The sequence below is a fragment of the Pseudomonas sp. D47 genome (assembly GCF_045447305.1).
Classification (GTDB): domain Bacteria; phylum Pseudomonadota; class Gammaproteobacteria; order Pseudomonadales; family Pseudomonadaceae; genus Aquipseudomonas.
Genome location: NZ_JBJGXU010000011.1, coordinates 127,464 through 144,814, shown reverse-complemented (window position 1 = coordinate 144,814; position 17,351 = coordinate 127,464). Strand labels below are relative to the sequence as shown.

12 protein-coding genes are annotated in these 17,351 nt (G+C 57.7%); 2 read left to right on the top strand and 10 right to left on the bottom strand.

All coding sequences use genetic code 11. From position 1 onward, the window contains the following. Window positions 1-218 precede the first annotated feature (218 nt). The 10 genes from ACI77I_RS10765 to ACI77I_RS10720 form a co-directional block, all read right to left on the bottom strand. Window positions 219-1,430, bottom strand: a complete 1,212-nt coding sequence (locus ACI77I_RS10765) for a tyrosine-type recombinase/integrase (protein ID WP_406997465.1) — start codon at window positions 1,428-1,430, stop codon at window positions 219-221. 361 nt (window positions 1,431-1,791) lie between these two features. Further along, on the bottom strand, window positions 1,792-2,562 hold the full coding sequence (locus ACI77I_RS10760; protein WP_094953337.1) for a S24 family peptidase: 771 nt from the start codon (window positions 2,560-2,562) through the stop codon (window positions 1,792-1,794). A 214-nt stretch (window positions 2,563-2,776) separates the two neighbouring features. Continuing rightward, entirely contained in the window at window positions 2,777-3,304 is a 528-nt protein-coding gene (gene ppa, locus ACI77I_RS10755) for an inorganic diphosphatase (RefSeq protein WP_003176323.1), read from the bottom strand. A 93-nt stretch (window positions 3,305-3,397) separates the two neighbouring features. Then, window positions 3,398-4,228 carry a zinc-dependent peptidase gene (locus ACI77I_RS10750; protein WP_406997464.1) on the bottom strand — a complete coding sequence of 277 codons (831 nt, stop codon included), beginning with the start codon at window positions 4,226-4,228 and terminating at the stop codon, window positions 3,398-3,400. A 6-nt stretch (window positions 4,229-4,234) separates the two neighbouring features. Next, entirely contained in the window at window positions 4,235-4,891 is a 657-nt protein-coding gene (locus tag ACI77I_RS10745; RefSeq protein WP_242152898.1) for a DedA family protein, read from the bottom strand. 512 nt (window positions 4,892-5,403) lie between these two features. After that, window positions 5,404-5,862, bottom strand: coding sequence for an N-acetyltransferase (locus ACI77I_RS10740; protein ID WP_094953341.1), 459 nt, complete (start codon window positions 5,860-5,862; stop codon window positions 5,404-5,406). A 97-nt stretch (window positions 5,863-5,959) separates the two neighbouring features. Beyond that, a complete protein-coding gene (gene eutC, locus ACI77I_RS10735) occupies window positions 5,960-6,790 on the bottom strand; it encodes an ethanolamine ammonia-lyase subunit EutC (RefSeq protein ID WP_406997463.1) in 831 nt (276 codons plus the stop codon). After that, window positions 6,787-8,181 carry an ethanolamine ammonia-lyase subunit EutB gene (locus tag ACI77I_RS10730; protein ID WP_406997462.1) on the bottom strand — a complete coding sequence of 465 codons (1,395 nt, stop codon included), beginning with the start codon at window positions 8,179-8,181 and terminating at the stop codon, window positions 6,787-6,789. The genes eutC and ACI77I_RS10730 overlap by 4 nt, the downstream gene beginning before the upstream one ends. A 64-nt stretch (window positions 8,182-8,245) precedes the next feature. Continuing rightward, entirely contained in the window at window positions 8,246-9,679 is a 1,434-nt protein-coding gene (eat, locus tag ACI77I_RS10725) for an ethanolamine permease (RefSeq protein WP_083356587.1), read from the bottom strand. A gap of 217 nt (window positions 9,680-9,896) precedes the next feature. Then, window positions 9,897-11,417 carry an aldehyde dehydrogenase family protein gene (locus ACI77I_RS10720; RefSeq protein ID WP_094953344.1) on the bottom strand — a complete coding sequence of 507 codons (1,521 nt, stop codon included), beginning with the start codon at window positions 11,415-11,417 and terminating at the stop codon, window positions 9,897-9,899. Window positions 11,418-11,695: 278 nt separating this feature from the next. Here ACI77I_RS10720 and ACI77I_RS10715 point away from each other — a divergent pair, with 278 nt between their 5' ends. Together ACI77I_RS10715 and ACI77I_RS10710 are read left to right on the top strand one after the other, a co-directional pair. Then, the gene (locus tag ACI77I_RS10715) at window positions 11,696-13,603 is read left to right on the top strand and encodes a sigma-54-dependent Fis family transcriptional regulator (protein ID WP_406997461.1); all 1,908 of its coding nucleotides are present in this window, start codon (window positions 11,696-11,698) and stop codon (window positions 13,601-13,603) included. 247 nt (window positions 13,604-13,850) lie between these two features. Further along, window positions 13,851-17,270: a hypothetical protein gene (locus ACI77I_RS10710; RefSeq protein WP_406997460.1), complete on the top strand. Its 3,420-nt coding sequence runs from the start codon at window positions 13,851-13,853 to the stop codon at window positions 17,268-17,270. Window positions 17,271-17,351 lie beyond the last annotated feature (81 nt).

The following is a 17,351-nucleotide window of genomic DNA, read 5'->3' as shown; positions in this document are numbered from 1 at the left end:
GAGTGGACCGGCGATGGCACCAACGGTAGCGCCAGCGTGGCCGCCTGTCAGTGCAGCGCTGACGCCACGTGCGGCACCGCCCACCGCTCCGATGGCGGCGGCGATTTTCCTGGCTTGGTGAAAGGAAGCGATTTTGGGTGAGTGACAGCGAGGGCACTGCAATGACATGGGGTGAAGCTCCATGGTGGTGGTGTCATAGCAGTGATGTAGGACTGAAATTATTTTGAATCCACTTTGGAACGGCCAATTAAAAAGCGAGCCCAATCGGCCATTAATAAGCGACGTTTGTCGAGAAAGTCTGAGCGGGAATATGCTCCTTCAGTCTGATCACGCTCGTCATGTGCCAGTGCCATTTCGCAAACCTCGCGTGGGTAATGGGTGCTTTCCCCCGCCCAGTCTCGAAATGAAGAACGAAAGCCGTGGCGCGTGATGTGTTTGTATTCCATTCTGTGTAGGAGCGTTCGTATGGCATTAGCATGCATAACCCCTGACTTGCCCTGACCTGGAAATAGATAGGGGCTGCCGGTTTTCTGAATGCTCTTAACCAGCGCCACGACTTCGTTGGGGAGCGGGACTACGAAAGCCACTTTCATCTTCATGCGCTCATCAGGCAGGGACCACGTACCAGTTTGCAAATTGAACTCATCCCAGCGTGCGAACCTCACCATGTGCGCGCGTGCGCTTGTCATAATCAAAAGTTGAGCTGCGCACGCCGCCGGTGTTTTGTCTGCTTTGAGCTTAATAAACAGTTCTGGCACGTCCTGCCATCGCAACGCTTCAAAGTGCTCACGCTTTCGAGCCTTCTTCTTTTGAGCACGACTCAATAGATTGTCCAGGTGCCCGCGCCAACGAGCAGGATTCTCTCCCTCTCTCAAGTTACGCGCCTTGGCCGCGTCCAAAACCTGTTCAATTTGTCCGCGCACTTCGTCGGCGGTTCTGGTTTTTATTGCCCATATTGGTTTCAATACTTTGAGTATTTGGGGTGTACCAATCTCTTCTGCTGACAGTTTGCCAATATGGTCAAACGCATATAGTTCGAGCTTTCGTAGCCAGCCTTTACGCCATTTATCTGACCACTGGCCTCCGTGTGCTTCGCAGTAGTCGTTTGCCAGTGTTTCAAATTTCAGCTGTTTCGCCTCGCTGATCCTTAAGGCTTCACGTTGGGCCGCACGTTCGATATCGCGAGCGGCTAGAGGATCTATACCGTCGCTTAATTGGCTGCGTTTAGCGCTGGCGTCCTGCCTGGCTTTTTTGAGGCCCACTTCCGGGAATGAGCCCAAGCCCATTTCCCTGCGACGGCCTGCCAGTTGAAAACGAAGCAGCCAAGATTTTCGCCCTGTTGATTTGACGACGAGCCGCAGCCCGTCACCGTCCTCATAAGTACCAGGGATCGTCAGATTTTCGACTTGTTTCGTATTCAGCTTACCCATTGTATTTCCCCTCTTGTCCCCCCATCTGTCCCCCCACCTGACCTTCGGATGAGGTCAAGTGATAGCGGACGTTACCGGACACCTTAACACTTGAAGCCCTTTGTTATGGGGGCTTTTAGGGTGGGGTGGTGGATGATGAGAGATTGCCTTGGACAATAAAAAAGCCGGCTTGTGGCCGGCTTCTCGGGGACTGCTTCAGCTTGTTTTTGACAAGCCTCACCAGCCTTCAAATCGCTCAGCCAACATCACGTCTGGCTGAATAGTAGGGGCATCTGCGGGAACTCCTCCGCATCGCCCAGCAGGTTAGATAGCGCAAAGCCACCCCCTGCCAAATGTGCCGCGCATTCTACCCACATTCACCTCACATGCCTACCTCCGGGTCCGATTTAGAGCCTTCCCAGCCCAATAGGTGTTCATCCAGCGGCACCGGTCGGCGGTTGTTCAGGGTCGACCACCAGAACACCCAGCCCACGATCTCGAAGTTCTGCTCAAAGCGTTGCTCGTGGGTGAGGTATTCGTCTGGGTGTTCGCTGGCGTTGTGGCTGCGCATGCGCAGGCCACCGCCGGGGCGGTTGTAGAGGTATTTGATGCGCAGCATGCCGTCGTGTTCGACGGCGTAGATTTCGCCGTCGGTGATTTGGCTGCGGCCGCGGTCGATGGCGAGGGTGGCGCCTTGTTGGATGATGTCGATCATGCTGTTGTCGACCATGTAGGCGCCTACGGCGCGGTCGGGGTTTACGTTGAGGGCTTTGAGGGTGTGCAGGGAGACGCGGATGCGCTCGGTGGAGGTGAAGGTGGGGTGGAGGGCGATCTCCACGTCGAGTTTTTCCGGGAGGCAGGCGGGGCCTGTGAGGTATTTGCCGCTTTCTTCGCGGGTGCGCAGTCCTTTGCTTGTGGCGGGCCCTTCGAGTAGAAAGTTGGCCGGTGGGTGTTTGGGGCCTTCGCCGGTGCGTAGCCAACGGCTGGAGACGCAGAGCAGTTCTGCGATCTCGTTGAGTCGGCCCATGGGCACGCCGCGTTTGAACCAGTTGTTCACGTGTTGAGGCGTGACGCCGCGGTTCTTGGCGAAGTCGGAGGCGGAAAGATGAACTTCCCGCAGTAGTGCTTTTAGTCGATCACCTGATGTATTCATAAACAACGAGTTTACTGGCGGGGAAAACACATCAAATAAACCATGCGTTGAATTGCGTACGTAGGGATTTACTTAGTTGTAGGGCGATATTTCAATGTTTTTACTTTATTAAACATTGCGCGTTAAACATTGAACTTCGGGTTTAATTTTTTCCACAAAAAAAGCCCCGAGTAGTCGGGGCTTTTTTGATTGCCGGGGCAATGAGGAGCGGGTATCAGCCTTTGTAGGCAGCGACCGACTTCATGATCTCGGCGCGGGCGGCGTCTGCGTTGCCCCAACCGTCGATCTTCACCCATTTGCCTTTTTCGAGGTCTTTGTAGTTCTCGAAGAAGTGCTTGATCTGTTCCAGCAGCAGTGGCGGCAGGTCGGTGTATTCCTTCACGTCCACGTACAGCTGGGACAGCTTGTCGTGTGGCACGGCGATAACTTTGGCATCGCCGCCGCCGTCGTCGGTCATGTTCAGGATGCCGACTGGGCGCGCGCGGATGACCGAGCCTGGGGTAACCGGGTAAGGGGTTACGACCAGCACGTCGAGGGGGTCACCGTCGTCAGCCAGGGTGTTGGGGATGAAACCGTAGTTGGCCGGGTAGAACATCGGGGTGGCCATGAAACGGTCAACGAACAGGCAGTCGCTGTCTTTGTCGATTTCGTATTTGATCGGCGCGTGGTTGGCCGGAATTTCGATGGCGACGTAGATGTCGTTCGGCAGGTCTTTGCCAGCCGGAATCTTGCTGTAGCTCATTGGGCGATGCCCCCGTAGTTGGCCATGGAACATGGCCGGATTGGCCTAAAAGTGGCGGCGATTATAGGCATATTCTGACGCCGATGCCATGCGTCAGACGTCGTACGGCGCTTGGCGTTCCGTCTGATAGCGCGCATCGCTGGCTTGCAGTTGGTGCAAGCGGGCCAGGGGATCCTGGCGATAAAAGCGGCTCAGCTGCGCGTACACCTGTGGATAACTGTTGGCCAGTAAATCCGGGGCGCTGAAAAAATATTCGCTGGTGACGGCAAAGAACTCCGCCGGGTTTTCGGCGGCGTAAGGGTCGATTTCGGTGTCCACGTCGGGGTGGGCGTCCAGCTGGCGGTTGAGGTCGTCAAACGCGCTTTGCATCACGCTGGCCCATTCCTGCACGCGCATGTCGTGGTGCAGCGGCGGCAGGCCGTTGGCGTCACCGTTGAGCATGTCCAGCTTGTGTGCCAGTTCGTGGATGACCAGGTTGTAGCCTTCCCATTGGCCGCTGGCCAAGACGCCGGGCCAGGCGAGGATCACCGGGCCTTGTTGCCAGGCTTCGCCGCTGTGTTCGCCGTCCCACTCGTGCTCCACGCCGCTGGCATCGCGATGGCGCTGGGGGCTGATGAAGTCGTCGGGGTACAGCACGATTTCGTGGAAGCCCTGGTACCAGTCGAGGTCGCCAAGGTTCATCAGCGGCAGTTTCGCCTGGGCGGCGAGCAGCAGGCGTTGTTCCTGGTGCAGGTCGACGCCGGGCAGGGCGGTGAGGTGTTTTTCGGCGAGGAATACCACGCAGGCTTCGCGCAGCCACTGGTCTTGCTCGGCGTTGATGCCGTCGAGGAAGGTCAGGTGGTGGCGCACCCGTTGCCAGGTGTCATCGGCAATCGGGTGCTTGGCCAGCAGGCGCCGGCGACGCCAGGCGCTGAGGGACCACATCGCAGGTTACTGCGGTTTGGCTTCGGAGGAGTTGTTGCCAAAACGGCTGCGGACCACGCCGATGATCATCGGCACCAGCGACAGCAGGATGATAAACACCACCAGCAGCGACAGGTTTTTCTTGATAAACGGCACGTTGCCGAAGAAGTAGCCCAAGGTCACCAGGCCGCCGACCCAGATAATGGTGCCGAACACACTGAAACCGAAGAAACGCGGATACGGCATTTTGGCGATGCCGGCGACGAACGGTGCGAAGGTACGCAGGATTGGCAGGAAGCGCGCCAGTGTCACGGTTTTGCCGCCGTGTTTGTCGTAGAAGTCGTGGGTTTTTTGCAGGTAGTCGCGGCGGAAGATTTTTGAGTTCGGGTTGCTGAACAAGCGTTCTCCGGCTGTTCGCCCGATCACGTAGTTGGTGCTGTCGCCGAGGATCGCCGCCAGCATCAGCAGGCCGCCCAGTAACACCGGGTCCATGCCGCCGCCTGCAGCCACGGCGCCGGCGATAAACAGCAACGAATCACCCGGCAGGAAAGGCATGACCACCAGGCCGGTTTCGCAAAAAATCACTAGAAACAGAATGGCGTAGATCCACGGACCGTAATTGGTTACCAGCAGGTCGAGGTAGACGTCGAGATGCAGGATAAGGTCGAGCGGGTTGAAATCCATGGGTGGCACCTGTGTGAATGGCCCGACTCAGCAGGCCTGTGCGGAAGCTCGGGTAAGTAAGGCTACATAGGTATGCCGTATTTCTTACAACCCTGAAAGGTGCGCATTATACGTACTGAAAGGTGAAAAGCGTGTGGGTTTTGTAGCGGGGCGTGTCGTGATATTTCGATCTTCTGGTCATTGCTGATCTAAATGTGGGAGCTGGCTTATTGTGGCGAGCGGGCAAGCCCTAATGCCGTTCAGTTAAGCGAACGCAATGTCCAAAGCAGCGAAGATTAAATGTGGGAGCGGCGGTGTGACGATTCGACTTGCCCGCGATGACGTCGGCCCAGCAAACATGGATGTTGACTGACCCACCGCTTTCGCGGGCAAGTCGAATCGTCGCACCGCCGCTCCCACAGGGGATCTGCGCTTAACTGAACGGCATTAGGGCAAGCCCGCTCGCCACAGGAGGCCTGCTGGCCACGGGAAGCTCACTTGCCACACTAGGAAGCAAAAGCGATTTGGCCTTATCAGTCCTCACTGATCGGCAACACGTAGTTCTTGAACTCCGTGTCTTCACGAAACCCAATCGACTCATAGGTCTTCTGCGCCACGTCGTTGTCACTGCTGGTCGACACTCGCAGGCGCACCGCGTGGGTCTCTTTGGCCATTTTCTTCGCCGTGCGCATCAGGTTGTCGGCCACCAGTTGTCGGCGGGCGTCTTCGGCCACGTAGATGTCATTGAGGATCCACACGCGTTTAAGCGACAGCGACGAATAGCTCGGGTACAGCTGGCAAAACCCCAGCAGTCGCTTGTCGTCATCATCGGCCAGGGCCAGGTAGATCACCGACTCCTTGCGGCGCAGGCGCTTTTCCAGGAAGGCCCGCGACGAGTCCGGAAACGGCAGCGCTCCGTAAAACTCGCGGTATTTGACGAACAGCGGGGTTAACAGGTCCAGGTGTTCCAGGGTCGCTTGAGTAATCCGCATGCCAGGCCTCAACTTCCAAATGGGTGATGACCACACAAGCGGCCGTGTCCGGATGCTGCCTAATGGCGCGAAAAAGCGCAATCGTGCGGCTAATAGGTTATTCCGGCGCGCTGAGCAGGAAATTGCCTTTCATCAGGTCAGTATCATCCGATTCGATGGTCTGCACCTGCGCCTCGTCCTTGAGATTGACCCCCGACAGCTGGCGACGACACGCCTCTTTCATCAAGTAAAGCAGGCGATGCGCGGCCATGCCGTAGCTCAGGCCTTCCAGGCGCACATTAGAAATGCAGTTGCGGTAGGCATCGGTAAGGCCGACCTTGGGGTTGTAGGTGAAATACAGCCCCAGGCTGTCCGGCGAGCTGAGCCCCGGCCGTTCGCCGATCAAAATCACCACCATCTTGGCGCCCAGCAACTGGCCGACTTCATCCGCCACCGCCACACGGCCCTGTTCCACCAGAATTACGGGCGACAACGACCACCCTTCGGCGTGAGTCTGTTCCTCCATGCGTGTAAGAAACGGCAACGTGTGTTTATGCACGGCCAGCGCCGACAGCCCATCGGCCACCACCACGGCCAGGTCCACACCGCCAGGGTTGGCGGCGGCATAGTCGCGCAGGCTTTGCGCCGACTCATCACTCAAGCGCCGCCCCAGGTCTGGGCGTTGCAAATACATGTGCCGGTCCACGGCGGCGCTGTGCAACAACAAGCTGTCACGGCCGCGCTCGGCCATCTGGCTACTGAGGGCTGCGTGGTCGAAGGGCAGGTGCACGGCGTCGCGCGCCTGGGCGTGGGCGAATTGAAAGTCCAGCTGCGCGCTGGTGGGGATGCTGGTGCCGGTGCGGCCCAGGGCAATACGCGCCGGAGTCAAGCGGCGCAGTTCCAACCACGGGTTATCAGGCAGTTCTACTTGCACAGGCGGCTCCTTCATCCCAATTGCTTCAAGGCGTGGCGAAACGCCGGTGGCAGGCTGTTGCCGAAGTGCACCTTGCCGTCGGCTTGCGTGAAGATGCCCATTTTCGCCAGCCACTGTTCAAACTCCGGCGCCGGTTTTAAACCCAATGTTTGCCGGGCGTATAACGCGTCGTGGAACGAGGTGGTCTGGTAGTTGAGCATGATGTCGTCGGAGCCGGGGATGCCCATGATGAAGTTGATCCCGGCCACGCCCAGCAGGGTCAGCAGGGTGTCCATGTCGTCCTGGTCGGCTTCGGCGTGGTTGGTGTAGCAGATGTCGCACCCCATCGGCACGCCGAGCAGCTTGCCGCAGAAGTGGTCTTCGAGGCCGGCGCGGATGATCTGCTTGCCGTTGTACAGGTACTCGGGGCCGATAAAGCCTACGACGGTATTGACCAAAAACGGCTTGAAATGCCGCGCTACGGCGTAGGCGCGGGTTTCGCAGGTTTGCTGGTCGACGCCAAAGTGCGCGTTGGCCGACAAGGCGCTGCCCTGGCCGGTTTCGAAGTACATCAGGTTCTGGCCCAAGGTGCCGCGGTTCAGGCTCAAGCCCGCGTCATAACCTTCCTGCAGCACGCTCAGGTTGATGCCGAAACTGGCGTTGGCTGCCTCAGTGCCGGCAATCGACTGAAACACCAAGTCCAGCGGCACGCCACGGTTGATGGCTTCGATGGAGGTGGTGACGTGGGTCAGCACGCAGGCTTGGGTGGGGATTTCGTAGCGCTGGATGATTGCGTCGAGCATCTCCAGCATGGCGCAGATCGAGGCGATGCTGTCGGTGGCCGGGTTGATGCCGATCATGGCGTCGCCGTTGCCGTAGAGCAGCCCGTCGAGGATGCTCGCGGCGATGCCCGCCGGTTCGTCTGTAGGGTGGTTGGGTTGCAGGCGGGTCGACAGGCGCCCGCGCAGGCCCAGGGTGCCGCGAAACTGGGTGACCACGCGGATCTTTTGCGCGACCAAGACCAAGTCCTGCACGCGCATGATTTTGGAGACGGCGGCGGCCATTTCAGGTGTCAGCCCGGGCGCCAGGGCGCGCAGGGAATGTTCGTCGGCCGCGTCGCTGAGCAGCCAGTCGCGCAGGCCGCCAACGGTGAGGTGGCTGACCACGCTAAACGCCTGTTTATCGTGGGTGTCGATGATCAGCCGGGTGACTTCGTCGCTTTCGTAGGGGATCAGCACTTCTTCGAGGAAGTGTTTCAACGGGATGTTCGCCAACGCCATCTGCGCTGCAACCCGTTCGCCGTCGTTCTGCGCGGCCACGCCGGCCAGGAAGTCCCCGGAACGCGCCGGGCTGGCCTTGGCCATCACGTCCTTGAGGCTGTCGAAGCGGTAGGTTTGTGCACCCACCGCGTGGGAAAAGCTTGCCATACAGTGTCTCCTTGGCGACGCGGGCAGGCTGTGAGTAAAGCGCCCGCGTCGAGGTTTACGGCAGTTAGTGCAAGGCGGCCTCTGCGGCCTGGATCGCCGCGAATTCTTCTTCGGGCGTGCCTGCTACCAAGTGATGCCGGCTGTAGAAAGCAAAGTAAGCAATTAATACTCCATAGATGATCGCGGCGCCAATCACTACCCGTGGATCCACCAGAAACCCCGCCACCACGGCCACGCAGGCCAGTACCAGGGCGACGCCGGAGGTGAAAATGCCGCCCGGCGTGCGGTATGGGCGGTCCATTTTGGGGCGGCGGATGCGCAGGGTGATGTGCGCGGCCATCATTAGCACGTAGGAAATGGTCGCGCCAAACACCGCCACCAAGATCAGCAAGTCGCCCTGGCCGGTCAGCGACAGGCCAAACCCGATAATGCCGGGGATCACCAGTGCCAGCACCGGCGCCTTGCTTTTGTTGGTCTGCGACAGTTTGCGTGGCAGGTAGCCGGCGCGGGATAAGGCGAAGATCTGCCGCGAATAGGCATAGATAATCGAGAAAAAGCTCGCGATCAGCCCCGCCAGGCCAACGAGGTTGACGAAGCTGCCCATCCAGGTCGAACCGCCGTAGGACAATGCCAATGCTTCAACCAGCGGGTTGCCCGACTTGATCAGCGCATAAGTGCCGGCGCCGCCCGGTGCGATCACCAGAATCAGCAGGGCAAAACTGGTCAGCACCACAATGGCGCCGATCAGGCCTCGAGGCAGGTCACGTTTGGGGTTCTTGGTTTCTTCGGCGGCCAACGGCACGCCTTCGACGGCGAGGAAAAACCAGATGGCATAAGGAATCGCCGCCCACACGCCGACGTAGCCGAACGGCAGGAAGGTGCTGGCGCCTTTGGCCTCGGTCACCGGGACATCCAGCAGGTTGGCGACGTTGAAGTGCGGCACCATCGATACCAGGAACACACCCAATGCAATCGCCGCGACAGCGGTGATCACAAACATCAGTTTCAAGGCTTCGCCCACACCAAAGATGTGGATGCCGATAAAGATGATGTAGAACGCCAGGTAAATCATCCAGCCGCCAATGCCGAACAGCGACTCGCAGTAGGCGCCGATAAACACCGCGATGGCGGCGGGGGCGATGGCGTATTCGATCAGGATGGCGGTGCCCGTGAGGAACCCGCCCCAAGGGCCAAAGGCGCTGCGGGCAAAGCCGTAGCCGCCGCCAGCGGTGGGGATCATCGAGGACAGTTCGGCCAGGGAGAAACACATGCACAGGTACATGGTGGCCATGAGTAAGGTGGCGAGGAACATGCCGCCCCAGCCACCCTGGGCCAGGCCGAAGTTCCAGCCGGCGTAGTCGCCGGAGATCACATAGGCAACGCCAAGGCCAACCAAAAGCACCCAGCCGGCGGCGCCTTTTTTCAGTTCGCGTTGTTGGAAGTAGTCGGTGCCGACTTTTTCGAAGTCGACGGAAGATCCGGTGGGTTCGCTAGGCATGGGGAAGTACCTTCCATTCTTATTGTTTTAGCTCGGCCTCTGTGTGCCGAATGCGCGTTGCAAGAACGTGCGACGATCTAATGGGGGACCTGGCTTGCCTGCGATGCGGGCAACTCGGTGTATCTGGCTGACCGAGGTGATGCTTATCGCAGGCAAGCCTGCTCCCATACTTGATTGTATTTCAAGTTGAGAGCGGGTCGCCCGTTACAGGGTTAAGTTAGAAAAAGCCCAACGGATTAATGTCGTAGCTCACCAGCAAGTTCTTGGTCTGCTGGTAGTGATCCAACATCATCTTGTGCGTCTCACGGCCCACACCCGACTTCTTGTAACCGCCAAACGCGGCATGCGCCGGGTACAGGTGGTAGCAGTTGGTCCACACACGGCCCGCCTTGATCGCGCGGCCCATGCGGTAGGCGCGGTTGATGTCGCGGGTCCACACACCGGCGCCCAGGCCGAACTCGGTGTCGTTGGCAATTGCCAGGGCTTCGGCTTCGTCCTTGAAGGTGGTGATGCTCACGACCGGGCCGAAGATTTCTTCCTGGAACACGCGCATTTCGTTGGTGCCCTTGAGCAGGGTCGGCTGGATGTAATAACCGCCGGCCATGTCGCCGGTGAGCTTCTCGACTTTGCCGCCGGTCAGCAGTTGCGCGCCTTCGCCCTTGGCGATTTCCAGGTAGGACAGGATCTTGTCGAACTGTTGCTCGGAGGCTTGGGCGCCGACCATGGTGTCGGTGTCCAGCGGGTCGCCGCGTTTGATCTGCTCGACCTTTTTCATCACCACTTTCATGAAGTCGTCGTAGATCGACTCTTCCACCAGCGCACGCGATGGGCAGGTGCACACCTCGCCTTGGTTGAAGAACGCCAGCACCAGGCCTTCGGCGGCTTTCTCGATAAACGACGGTTCGGCTTTCATGATGTCGGCGAAGAAGATGTTCGGCGACTTGCCGCCCAGCTCAACCGTGGACGGAATAATGTTCTCGGCCGCCGCGTGCATGATGTGCGAGCCCACCGGGGTTGAACCGGTAAAGGCGATCTTGGCGATGCGCTTGCTGGTGGCCAGGGCTTCGCCGGCTTCTTTGCCGAAACCGTGCACCACGTTCAGCACGCCCGGTGGCAGCAGGTCGCCGATCAGTTCCATCAGCACGCTGATGCCCAGCGGGGTTTGCTCGGCGGGCTTGAGCACCACGCAGTTACCGGCGGCCAGGGCCGGCGCGAGTTTCCAGGCGGCCATCAGCAGCGGGAAGTTCCACGGGATGATCTGGCCGACCACGCCCAGCGGCTCATGGAAGTGATACGACGCGGTGTGTTCGTTGATTTCGGCGCTGGTGCCTTCCTGGGCGCGGATGCAACCGGCGAAGTAGCGGAAGTGGTCGGCCGCCAGTGGGATGTCGGCGTTGAGGGTTTCACGCACGGCCTTGCCGTTGTCCCACGTTTCGGTGACGGCCAGCAGTTCGAGGTTCTGTTCGATGCGGTCAGCGATTTTCAGCAGCACCAGTGAGCGGTCCTGGGCCGAGGTCTTGCCCCAGGCATCTGCGGCGGCATGGGCGGCGTCGAGGGCTTTGTCGATGTCTTTGGCCGTGGAACGCGGGAATTCGGCGATGGGCTTGCCGTTGACTGGCGAGGTGTTGGTGAAATAGTTGCCATCTACCGGCGCGACGAATTCGCCGCCGATGAAGTTGCCGTATTTGGCCTTGAACGAAACGATCGCGCCGTCAGTACCGGGGTGTGCGTAACGCATGGGGGGCATCTCCTGCTTTTATGTTTATTGGAGTACAGCGGTGTTGCGCTTGATAAAGCCTAGAGCAAAGGTCGGGCCACTGCTTTGCAGGCCAGGTAAATCAAGGGGTTGGGCTTTGTTGCAAGGCGTTGCTGTGGCAGGTGTGGCACAGCTGGGGTGACAGTTTGTGCCACAAACGGTACAGCCTGTGACCGGTGGGTCTGCCCGGGATTGCAATGGCCGGATGGCTGGGGGATGCTGGCTGTTCTCAAGCAGTACGCAAGGAGAATAATAAGAACATGCACAACGATCAGTTCAGCCGCCACGCCCAGCAAGTCCTCACCGTCACACGCGGGCAAGAGATTGCCCAAGGCCCCGGCAGCGACCCGTCCATCGCCCGTTCCTGGCTGCGTTGCCTGGAGGACTACCACCTCGACCCCGCATTGAGCATCGCCCCCACCGTGCTCGAACACGGGCGCCTGCTGGAAAGTCGCGAACGCCTGCAACAGGTGCTGCACATCGCCGGCAGCGAGATGAACAGCCTGCACCAACAGCTCTCCGGCGCTGGCCATGCGGTACTGCTCACCGATGCGCGCGGGGTGATCCTCAACTGCGTCACCGCGCCTTCCGAGCGCAAGATTTTCGAGCGCGCCGGGCTGTGGCTGGGCGCCGACTGGAGTGAAGCGTGCGAAGGCACCAACGGCATCGGCACCTGCTTGGTGGAGCGCCAGTCCCTGACCATTCACCGCGATGAGCATTTTCGCGGGCGCCACACCGGCCTGACCTGTTCGGCGAGCCCGGTGTTCGACCCCCAAGGCGAATTGCTGGCGGTGCTGGACGTGTCGTCGGCGCGCGAAGCCGTGTCGCGTCAAAGCCAGTTCCACACCATGGCGCTGGTGAACCTGTCGGCAAAGATGATCGAGAGTTGTTACTTCCTGCGTCATTTTGAAAACCAGTGGCTGCTGCGTTTTCACCTGCAGGCCGAATCCGTTGGGTTATTCAGCGAGGGGCTGCTGGCGTTCGATGGCGAAGGGCGGATCTGTGCGGTTAACCAGAGCGCGCTGAACCTGCTGGGGCAGCTTCGCGGCGGCCTGCTGGGGCAGCCGGTGGAGGCGTTTTTCGAGTGTTCGCTGGACCAGTTGCTCGGTCGCGCCAGGGTTAACGCCACGGCCAGTTGGCCGCTGCGTACGCGCGATGGCCGGCATTTATTCGCCGCGTTACGTGGCCAAGCGCGAAGCACTGCGGCGCCGATGGCGAAGCCTGAGGCTCCACGCCTGCCGGGGATCTGCCTGGGCGATCCGGCGTTGCAGAATGATTTTCGCAAGGCTGTTAAGGTTTTCGAACGCGACGTGCCGCTGCTGATCAACGGCGAAACCGGCAGCGGTAAAGAAGCGTTTGCCAAGGCCGTGCACCAGGCCAGTCAGCGTGCCGACAAGGCGTTTATCGCCCTCAACTGCGGCGCCATTCCGGAAAGCCTGATCGAAAGTGAATTGTTCGGCTATCGCGGCGGCAGCTTCACGGGGGCTCGTAAGGAAGGCATGCAAGGCAAGCTGCAGCAGGCGGATGGCGGCACGCTGTTCCTCGATGAAATCGGCGATATGCCCCTTGCCCTGCAGACCCGTCTATTAAGAGTGCTGGAAGATCGAATGGTGGTGCCCATCGGCGGTGAGCCCCAGGCTGTGAACGTCAGAATTATCAGCGCCACCCATCGCAACCTGCAGGAGCGCGTGCAGCACGGTGATTTTCGCGAAGACTTGTATTACCGGCTCAACGGCCTGGAAGTCGCTCTGCCGCCCTTGCGTGAGCGCAGTGACAAGGAGCAATTACTGGATTTCCTGCTGATACAGGAAGCAGGTGAGCAACCGGTGGTACTCGATGGTGCTGCTCGGCAGGCATTGTTGACGTTCGCCTGGCCGGGCAACGTGCGTCAGTTACGCACCGTACTGCGCACACTGGCTGCCCTCTGTGAGGGCGGGAAGGTCTGCGTCGCGGATCTGCCGATGATCATCCGGCAGGCACAACCTGAGCGGGTGATTGAAGCGAGTACGACGTTTGCCTTGGGTGATGCAGAGCGTCTAACGCTGCTTAATGCACTGGAGCGCCAATGTTGGCACATGACTAACACGGCGGTCTATTTGGGCGTGAGCCGAAACACACTTTACAGAAAGTTGCGGAAGTATGGAATCGTTCGAAGGACTGTAACTTAACTTACAGTCTGTCGGTCTTTTTCCATTGGTTGTTTAAGTATTAAAGAAAGTGGCGACACTTTCAGCAACTCGGCAGCACTTTGTTACGGTTGTAGGAGAGGCTTGAGGTCAGCGGCCTACAGATGAAAGGATGCTGCTGGCTGAGATTCTTTGGTACATGTTTGTGCGCGTGTGCCGTGTAATTTGTAGGCAATGCAACCACTCAGTGTACGAACGGTAAGTGACCGTTTTACAGTGAGATGGCCAAATGACTTTTATAAAAAGTGCTGTTGGGTTTGGGGATAATTTTTATAGAGCTGAATACGCTAAAGCCGCAGCGGTAAGTGCAGAGAAGAAAAAACCATCGTTGAGCGAAAATCCTTCCGGCCAAATGAGTGGAAAACCTACGTTGGTCGGGCAAGAAGTGGGCATCAGTAAAGCGTCAGTACGTTCAGGTTTTCGTTATAAGGATGGCGATGGCGGTCGCAAGAAGCGCAGTGCCGATCAGCCTGACACGCTAAGCTCCCGTGCAGTTGCAGACGCTGGTGTGGCGAAAGCCTATGCACATGCAGCGGCGCACTACGTCTTCCAAGTGTACCCACCTGACGTTCCAGTCGCTCCAGAGTCCACACTGGGGCGTTGGCGCACGCAACTGGATCATGCATTCAAAAGCCCCGGTTTCTTAGAGTGGGCAAAGGAACAGGGGCTTGATACAACTGGCCTGGCGTTAAACCCTTCAACCGGGGAGCTAACAGGCACTGTCGGCGATAAGAAACAGACCTTTTCTTTAATGGACACCTCGGGATGGTCCGATGTCTCCAATACACTGTTGTCTATCGCCAAGGTTATTGCCCCTGGGCGCGACCAAACGCTTAATTACCCCTGGCCTGAGGGCAAGGTGCCGATGTTCGAAGTGAGCCGGTTTTACAATCAGCCGGTCCTGCACACAGTACTGGAGGCCACTGCGCAACTTAAAAAGTTGGAAGAGCACGCGAGCTTCGCTTTCGAGCATATGACTTATGCCTCGCAACGATCTCCAGACGCATTGCAAGAGCAAAAAATAGCGTTAGGTGATGAGGCTAACACTCACGCACTCATTACGGCGCTGGAGCGACAGATTAACGATGTCGCTGGCAAGATCAATTTAAGCCGGGTCAACGTCCCAATCCACCCCGACTCAACGTATTTCAATGAGAGTGAAGAGCCGCTCGGCGAGGTGAGTGTGGCCGACCTGCTGGATGCGTATGGCTATCATGAGCCAAAGAACGAAGAGGCCGCACGTAACTTGGCAAAAACGCTGTCTTTTGATCTTGAGCACAGAGCGCCCACTGTGGACAAAGGTTATGCGCCGGTATTGGTCAGGTCATCGGGCGCTACAGTGTTGGGCGCTGATTCGCAGACGCAGATTCGGCAAATAGTGGCGCAGTGGAAAGCTCAATCAACACCCGTGCCACCAACCTCTCAAGCTGGGCAAGGTGCGGACAGTTTGATGGGGCGGTTGGTGCGCAAACTTCCCGACAGCACAAGGCAGGCGATAAAAGATAGTCCGGCTGCGGCGTTGGATGCACTCATCCGGTTACCAGACGCGATGGCGTTGGGCAAAAAAATACAAGAGGAACTTGGCGGGATTGAAACGCCCACCAGCGCCATTGAGTATCTAAGTGCAGCGCTTGCACTGGATCTGGATCCGGCTGCCGGTAGATCACGCCATAATCTGGCGGGTTACAATGTGTATGGTCGAGACAGTATCGGTGCTACCCCTTCTGAGATTACGAAGCGCTTCGCTCGTCATCTTGAGGGGACGGTCGGCGTTGAGAGGGCGCCTCTTGCGGCGCGTATATTGTTATCCGTCTCAGCACCTGAGTTCTTGGCAAATCAGCTGCCGCCTAATATCGTTTATGGCTCGCATCTATGGCTCAACTATTCTGTTGAGGCCTTGCGCATTGAAAAACAAGTGCCGGGTGCCCTGGCCAATATGACGTACAGCCAGGTCATGCTTTTTGGGCAAACAAAACCGGTTTCAGCGCAGGGGTTTGATCAGCTCATAGAGGTGCGGAGTGCCCCGATGACTGATTGGGCTGTTGCGAATGATTTTATCAGCGCGAGGGCGGATAACGTTTATTCAGCGACAGATTATCAACTGGCGCTGAAGGCACTGCAGAAGCAGCAACAAGAGTTGGGGTGGGCGTCTGAAGTCTTGGCGGGATCGGCGCCTATCCGAAAAGAACTTGCGCTGTCGGCGTTTAAGAAGGTTTTTGAGAAGCAGTATGGTAAGCGTATAGATTTTGAGAAGAAGGTCATTCAGGACAGTCAAGAACTTTGGCCGTTTAACGTCGCTTACTCGCTGGCGGATATTTATATGTCGGGCGAGCTATTTACAAAAGTGTGGGTATCGAATGACGAACAGGCGGTGCCGTACAGTGAGATACGTAAGCAGTTTCATGAGCTGAACCCGGATATCAACAGGGCATTTGACACAGCGTTTGCCAAATATAAAGCGCGAAAACAAGTTGCTTGGAATACGCTGTTCAGGTACCGCACTTCCTTGCTGCCTGTCGCCGATCGGGAGATTCTGAATAATTCGGATATCAGCTTCTATGCCGTGCGTAAAACGTACGATGGCGAAAATTATGTCAAGACGGATAATCATGAGCGCTTCGTGCCTAATAGCGAGCCGAGCCCCCAAGAGGCTGCGGCGTTGACGGGGCGTCATGGTGTACTGATACAAGCGGATCGCGGTAATGGGGTGTTTGACTATTACAGCTATTTCCCACTCTTGGCAAAGATAGTCAAAGAGCCGCGGCTGTCGAAAGCGCTTGTAAGCACGCCGCAGAAACCCTGGGCGGGGCCTTTGCGCAATGACCGAGGCGAGGTGCTTCGCATTGACGATAATCCTTATCATGGCGCCCCGCCAAAGGAGCATGCCAGGTCAAGGGTTCTGGTTGAGCGGTTGGCGTCACCCAATACAGACCGTTCTGGATCGCAAGTGCCATCTCACCGAGCAGAGGGGCTAAAGGGTGGTTATTTTTCCAGAAGGTACCGTGACTTAGGCTCAACCGTCAGTCATCATTTTTTACCCGGTTTTGAGCACGAGAAGAGAGCGGCAAAGGGCGTAACCGATAGAGAGCAGGAAAGAAAAACTAATCGAAAGCTGGACGAATTTTTTCTTAGTTTGGCTCCCTTCCATGATGGGATTAAGGCGGTCATTAAAGGAAATGTCTCCGGCGCTGTCTTGGATCTGGGCTTCGATATCTTCGGCTTTCTTATTCCCGGTGCTGGTCAGGCGCGAAAAGCCCTCAAAGCCGGCCGGGGATTACTTAAGGCACTCGCCTCTGGGGCAGTAAAAGGCGTGGCCTCATCGTTCTCATTTGATGATTTGTTATCCGCGCCAAAAAATGCACGAACTGGAATAAAAGCCGCAGGGCGAGAATTAAATAATCTGGCCTCCACGTTACCCGGGGTGTTCTCTCGAACCGTCAGAGATTTTGACGCGCGAACCGTGTACAAACATAATGATGTCGTCAGGAACTTTTATCACAAAGTAACGGGCCATTCCGGTGATGTTAAACCTATTACAGCGATTTTTCTCAACGGTGGTTGGTATGGTTATAACCTCATAACCAAAACTCCGTATGGCTTGCAGTTGGTGCAGGACAGTCTTGTTGATGCGGTGGGGGGAGTGCTCTAAAGCATCAATAATTAAGTAAGTTGGCAGTTGGTTTTTCTGGTTTTTGCTGGAACGCTTTGAGTGGACTTACCACTCATGTTG

Bases quoted from the DNA above. Each gene is read 5' to 3' on its own strand.
- ACI77I_RS10715 (WP_406997461.1), top strand. From the start codon at position 11,696: ATGCACAACGATCAGTTCAGCCGCCACGCCCAGCAAGTCCTCACCGTC.
- ACI77I_RS10710 (WP_406997460.1), top strand. From the start codon at position 13,851: ATGACTTTTATAAAAAGTGCTGTTGGGTTTGGGGATAATTTTTATAGA.
- ACI77I_RS10765 (WP_406997465.1), bottom strand. From the start codon at position 1,430: ATGGGTAAGCTGAATACGAAACAAGTCGAAAATCTGACGATCCCTGGT.
- ACI77I_RS10760 (WP_094953337.1), bottom strand. From the start codon at position 2,562: ATGAATACATCAGGTGATCGACTAAAAGCACTACTGCGGGAAGTTCAT.
- ACI77I_RS10750 (WP_406997464.1), bottom strand. From the start codon at position 4,228: ATGTGGTCCCTCAGCGCCTGGCGTCGCCGGCGCCTGCTGGCCAAGCAC.
- ppa (WP_003176323.1), bottom strand. From the start codon at position 3,304: ATGAGCTACAGCAAGATTCCGGCTGGCAAAGACCTGCCGAACGACATC.
- eat (WP_083356587.1), bottom strand. From the start codon at position 9,679: ATGCCTAGCGAACCCACCGGATCTTCCGTCGACTTCGAAAAAGTCGGC.
- ACI77I_RS10740 (WP_094953341.1), bottom strand. From the start codon at position 5,862: ATGCGGATTACTCAAGCGACCCTGGAACACCTGGACCTGTTAACCCCG.
- eutC (WP_406997463.1), bottom strand. From the start codon at position 6,790: ATGAAGGAGCCGCCTGTGCAAGTAGAACTGCCTGATAACCCGTGGTTG.
- ACI77I_RS10745 (WP_242152898.1), bottom strand. From the start codon at position 4,891: ATGGATTTCAACCCGCTCGACCTTATCCTGCATCTCGACGTCTACCTC.
- ACI77I_RS10720 (WP_094953344.1), bottom strand. From the start codon at position 11,417: ATGCGTTACGCACACCCCGGTACTGACGGCGCGATCGTTTCGTTCAAG.
- ACI77I_RS10730 (WP_406997462.1), bottom strand. From the start codon at position 8,181: ATGGCAAGCTTTTCCCACGCGGTGGGTGCACAAACCTACCGCTTCGAC.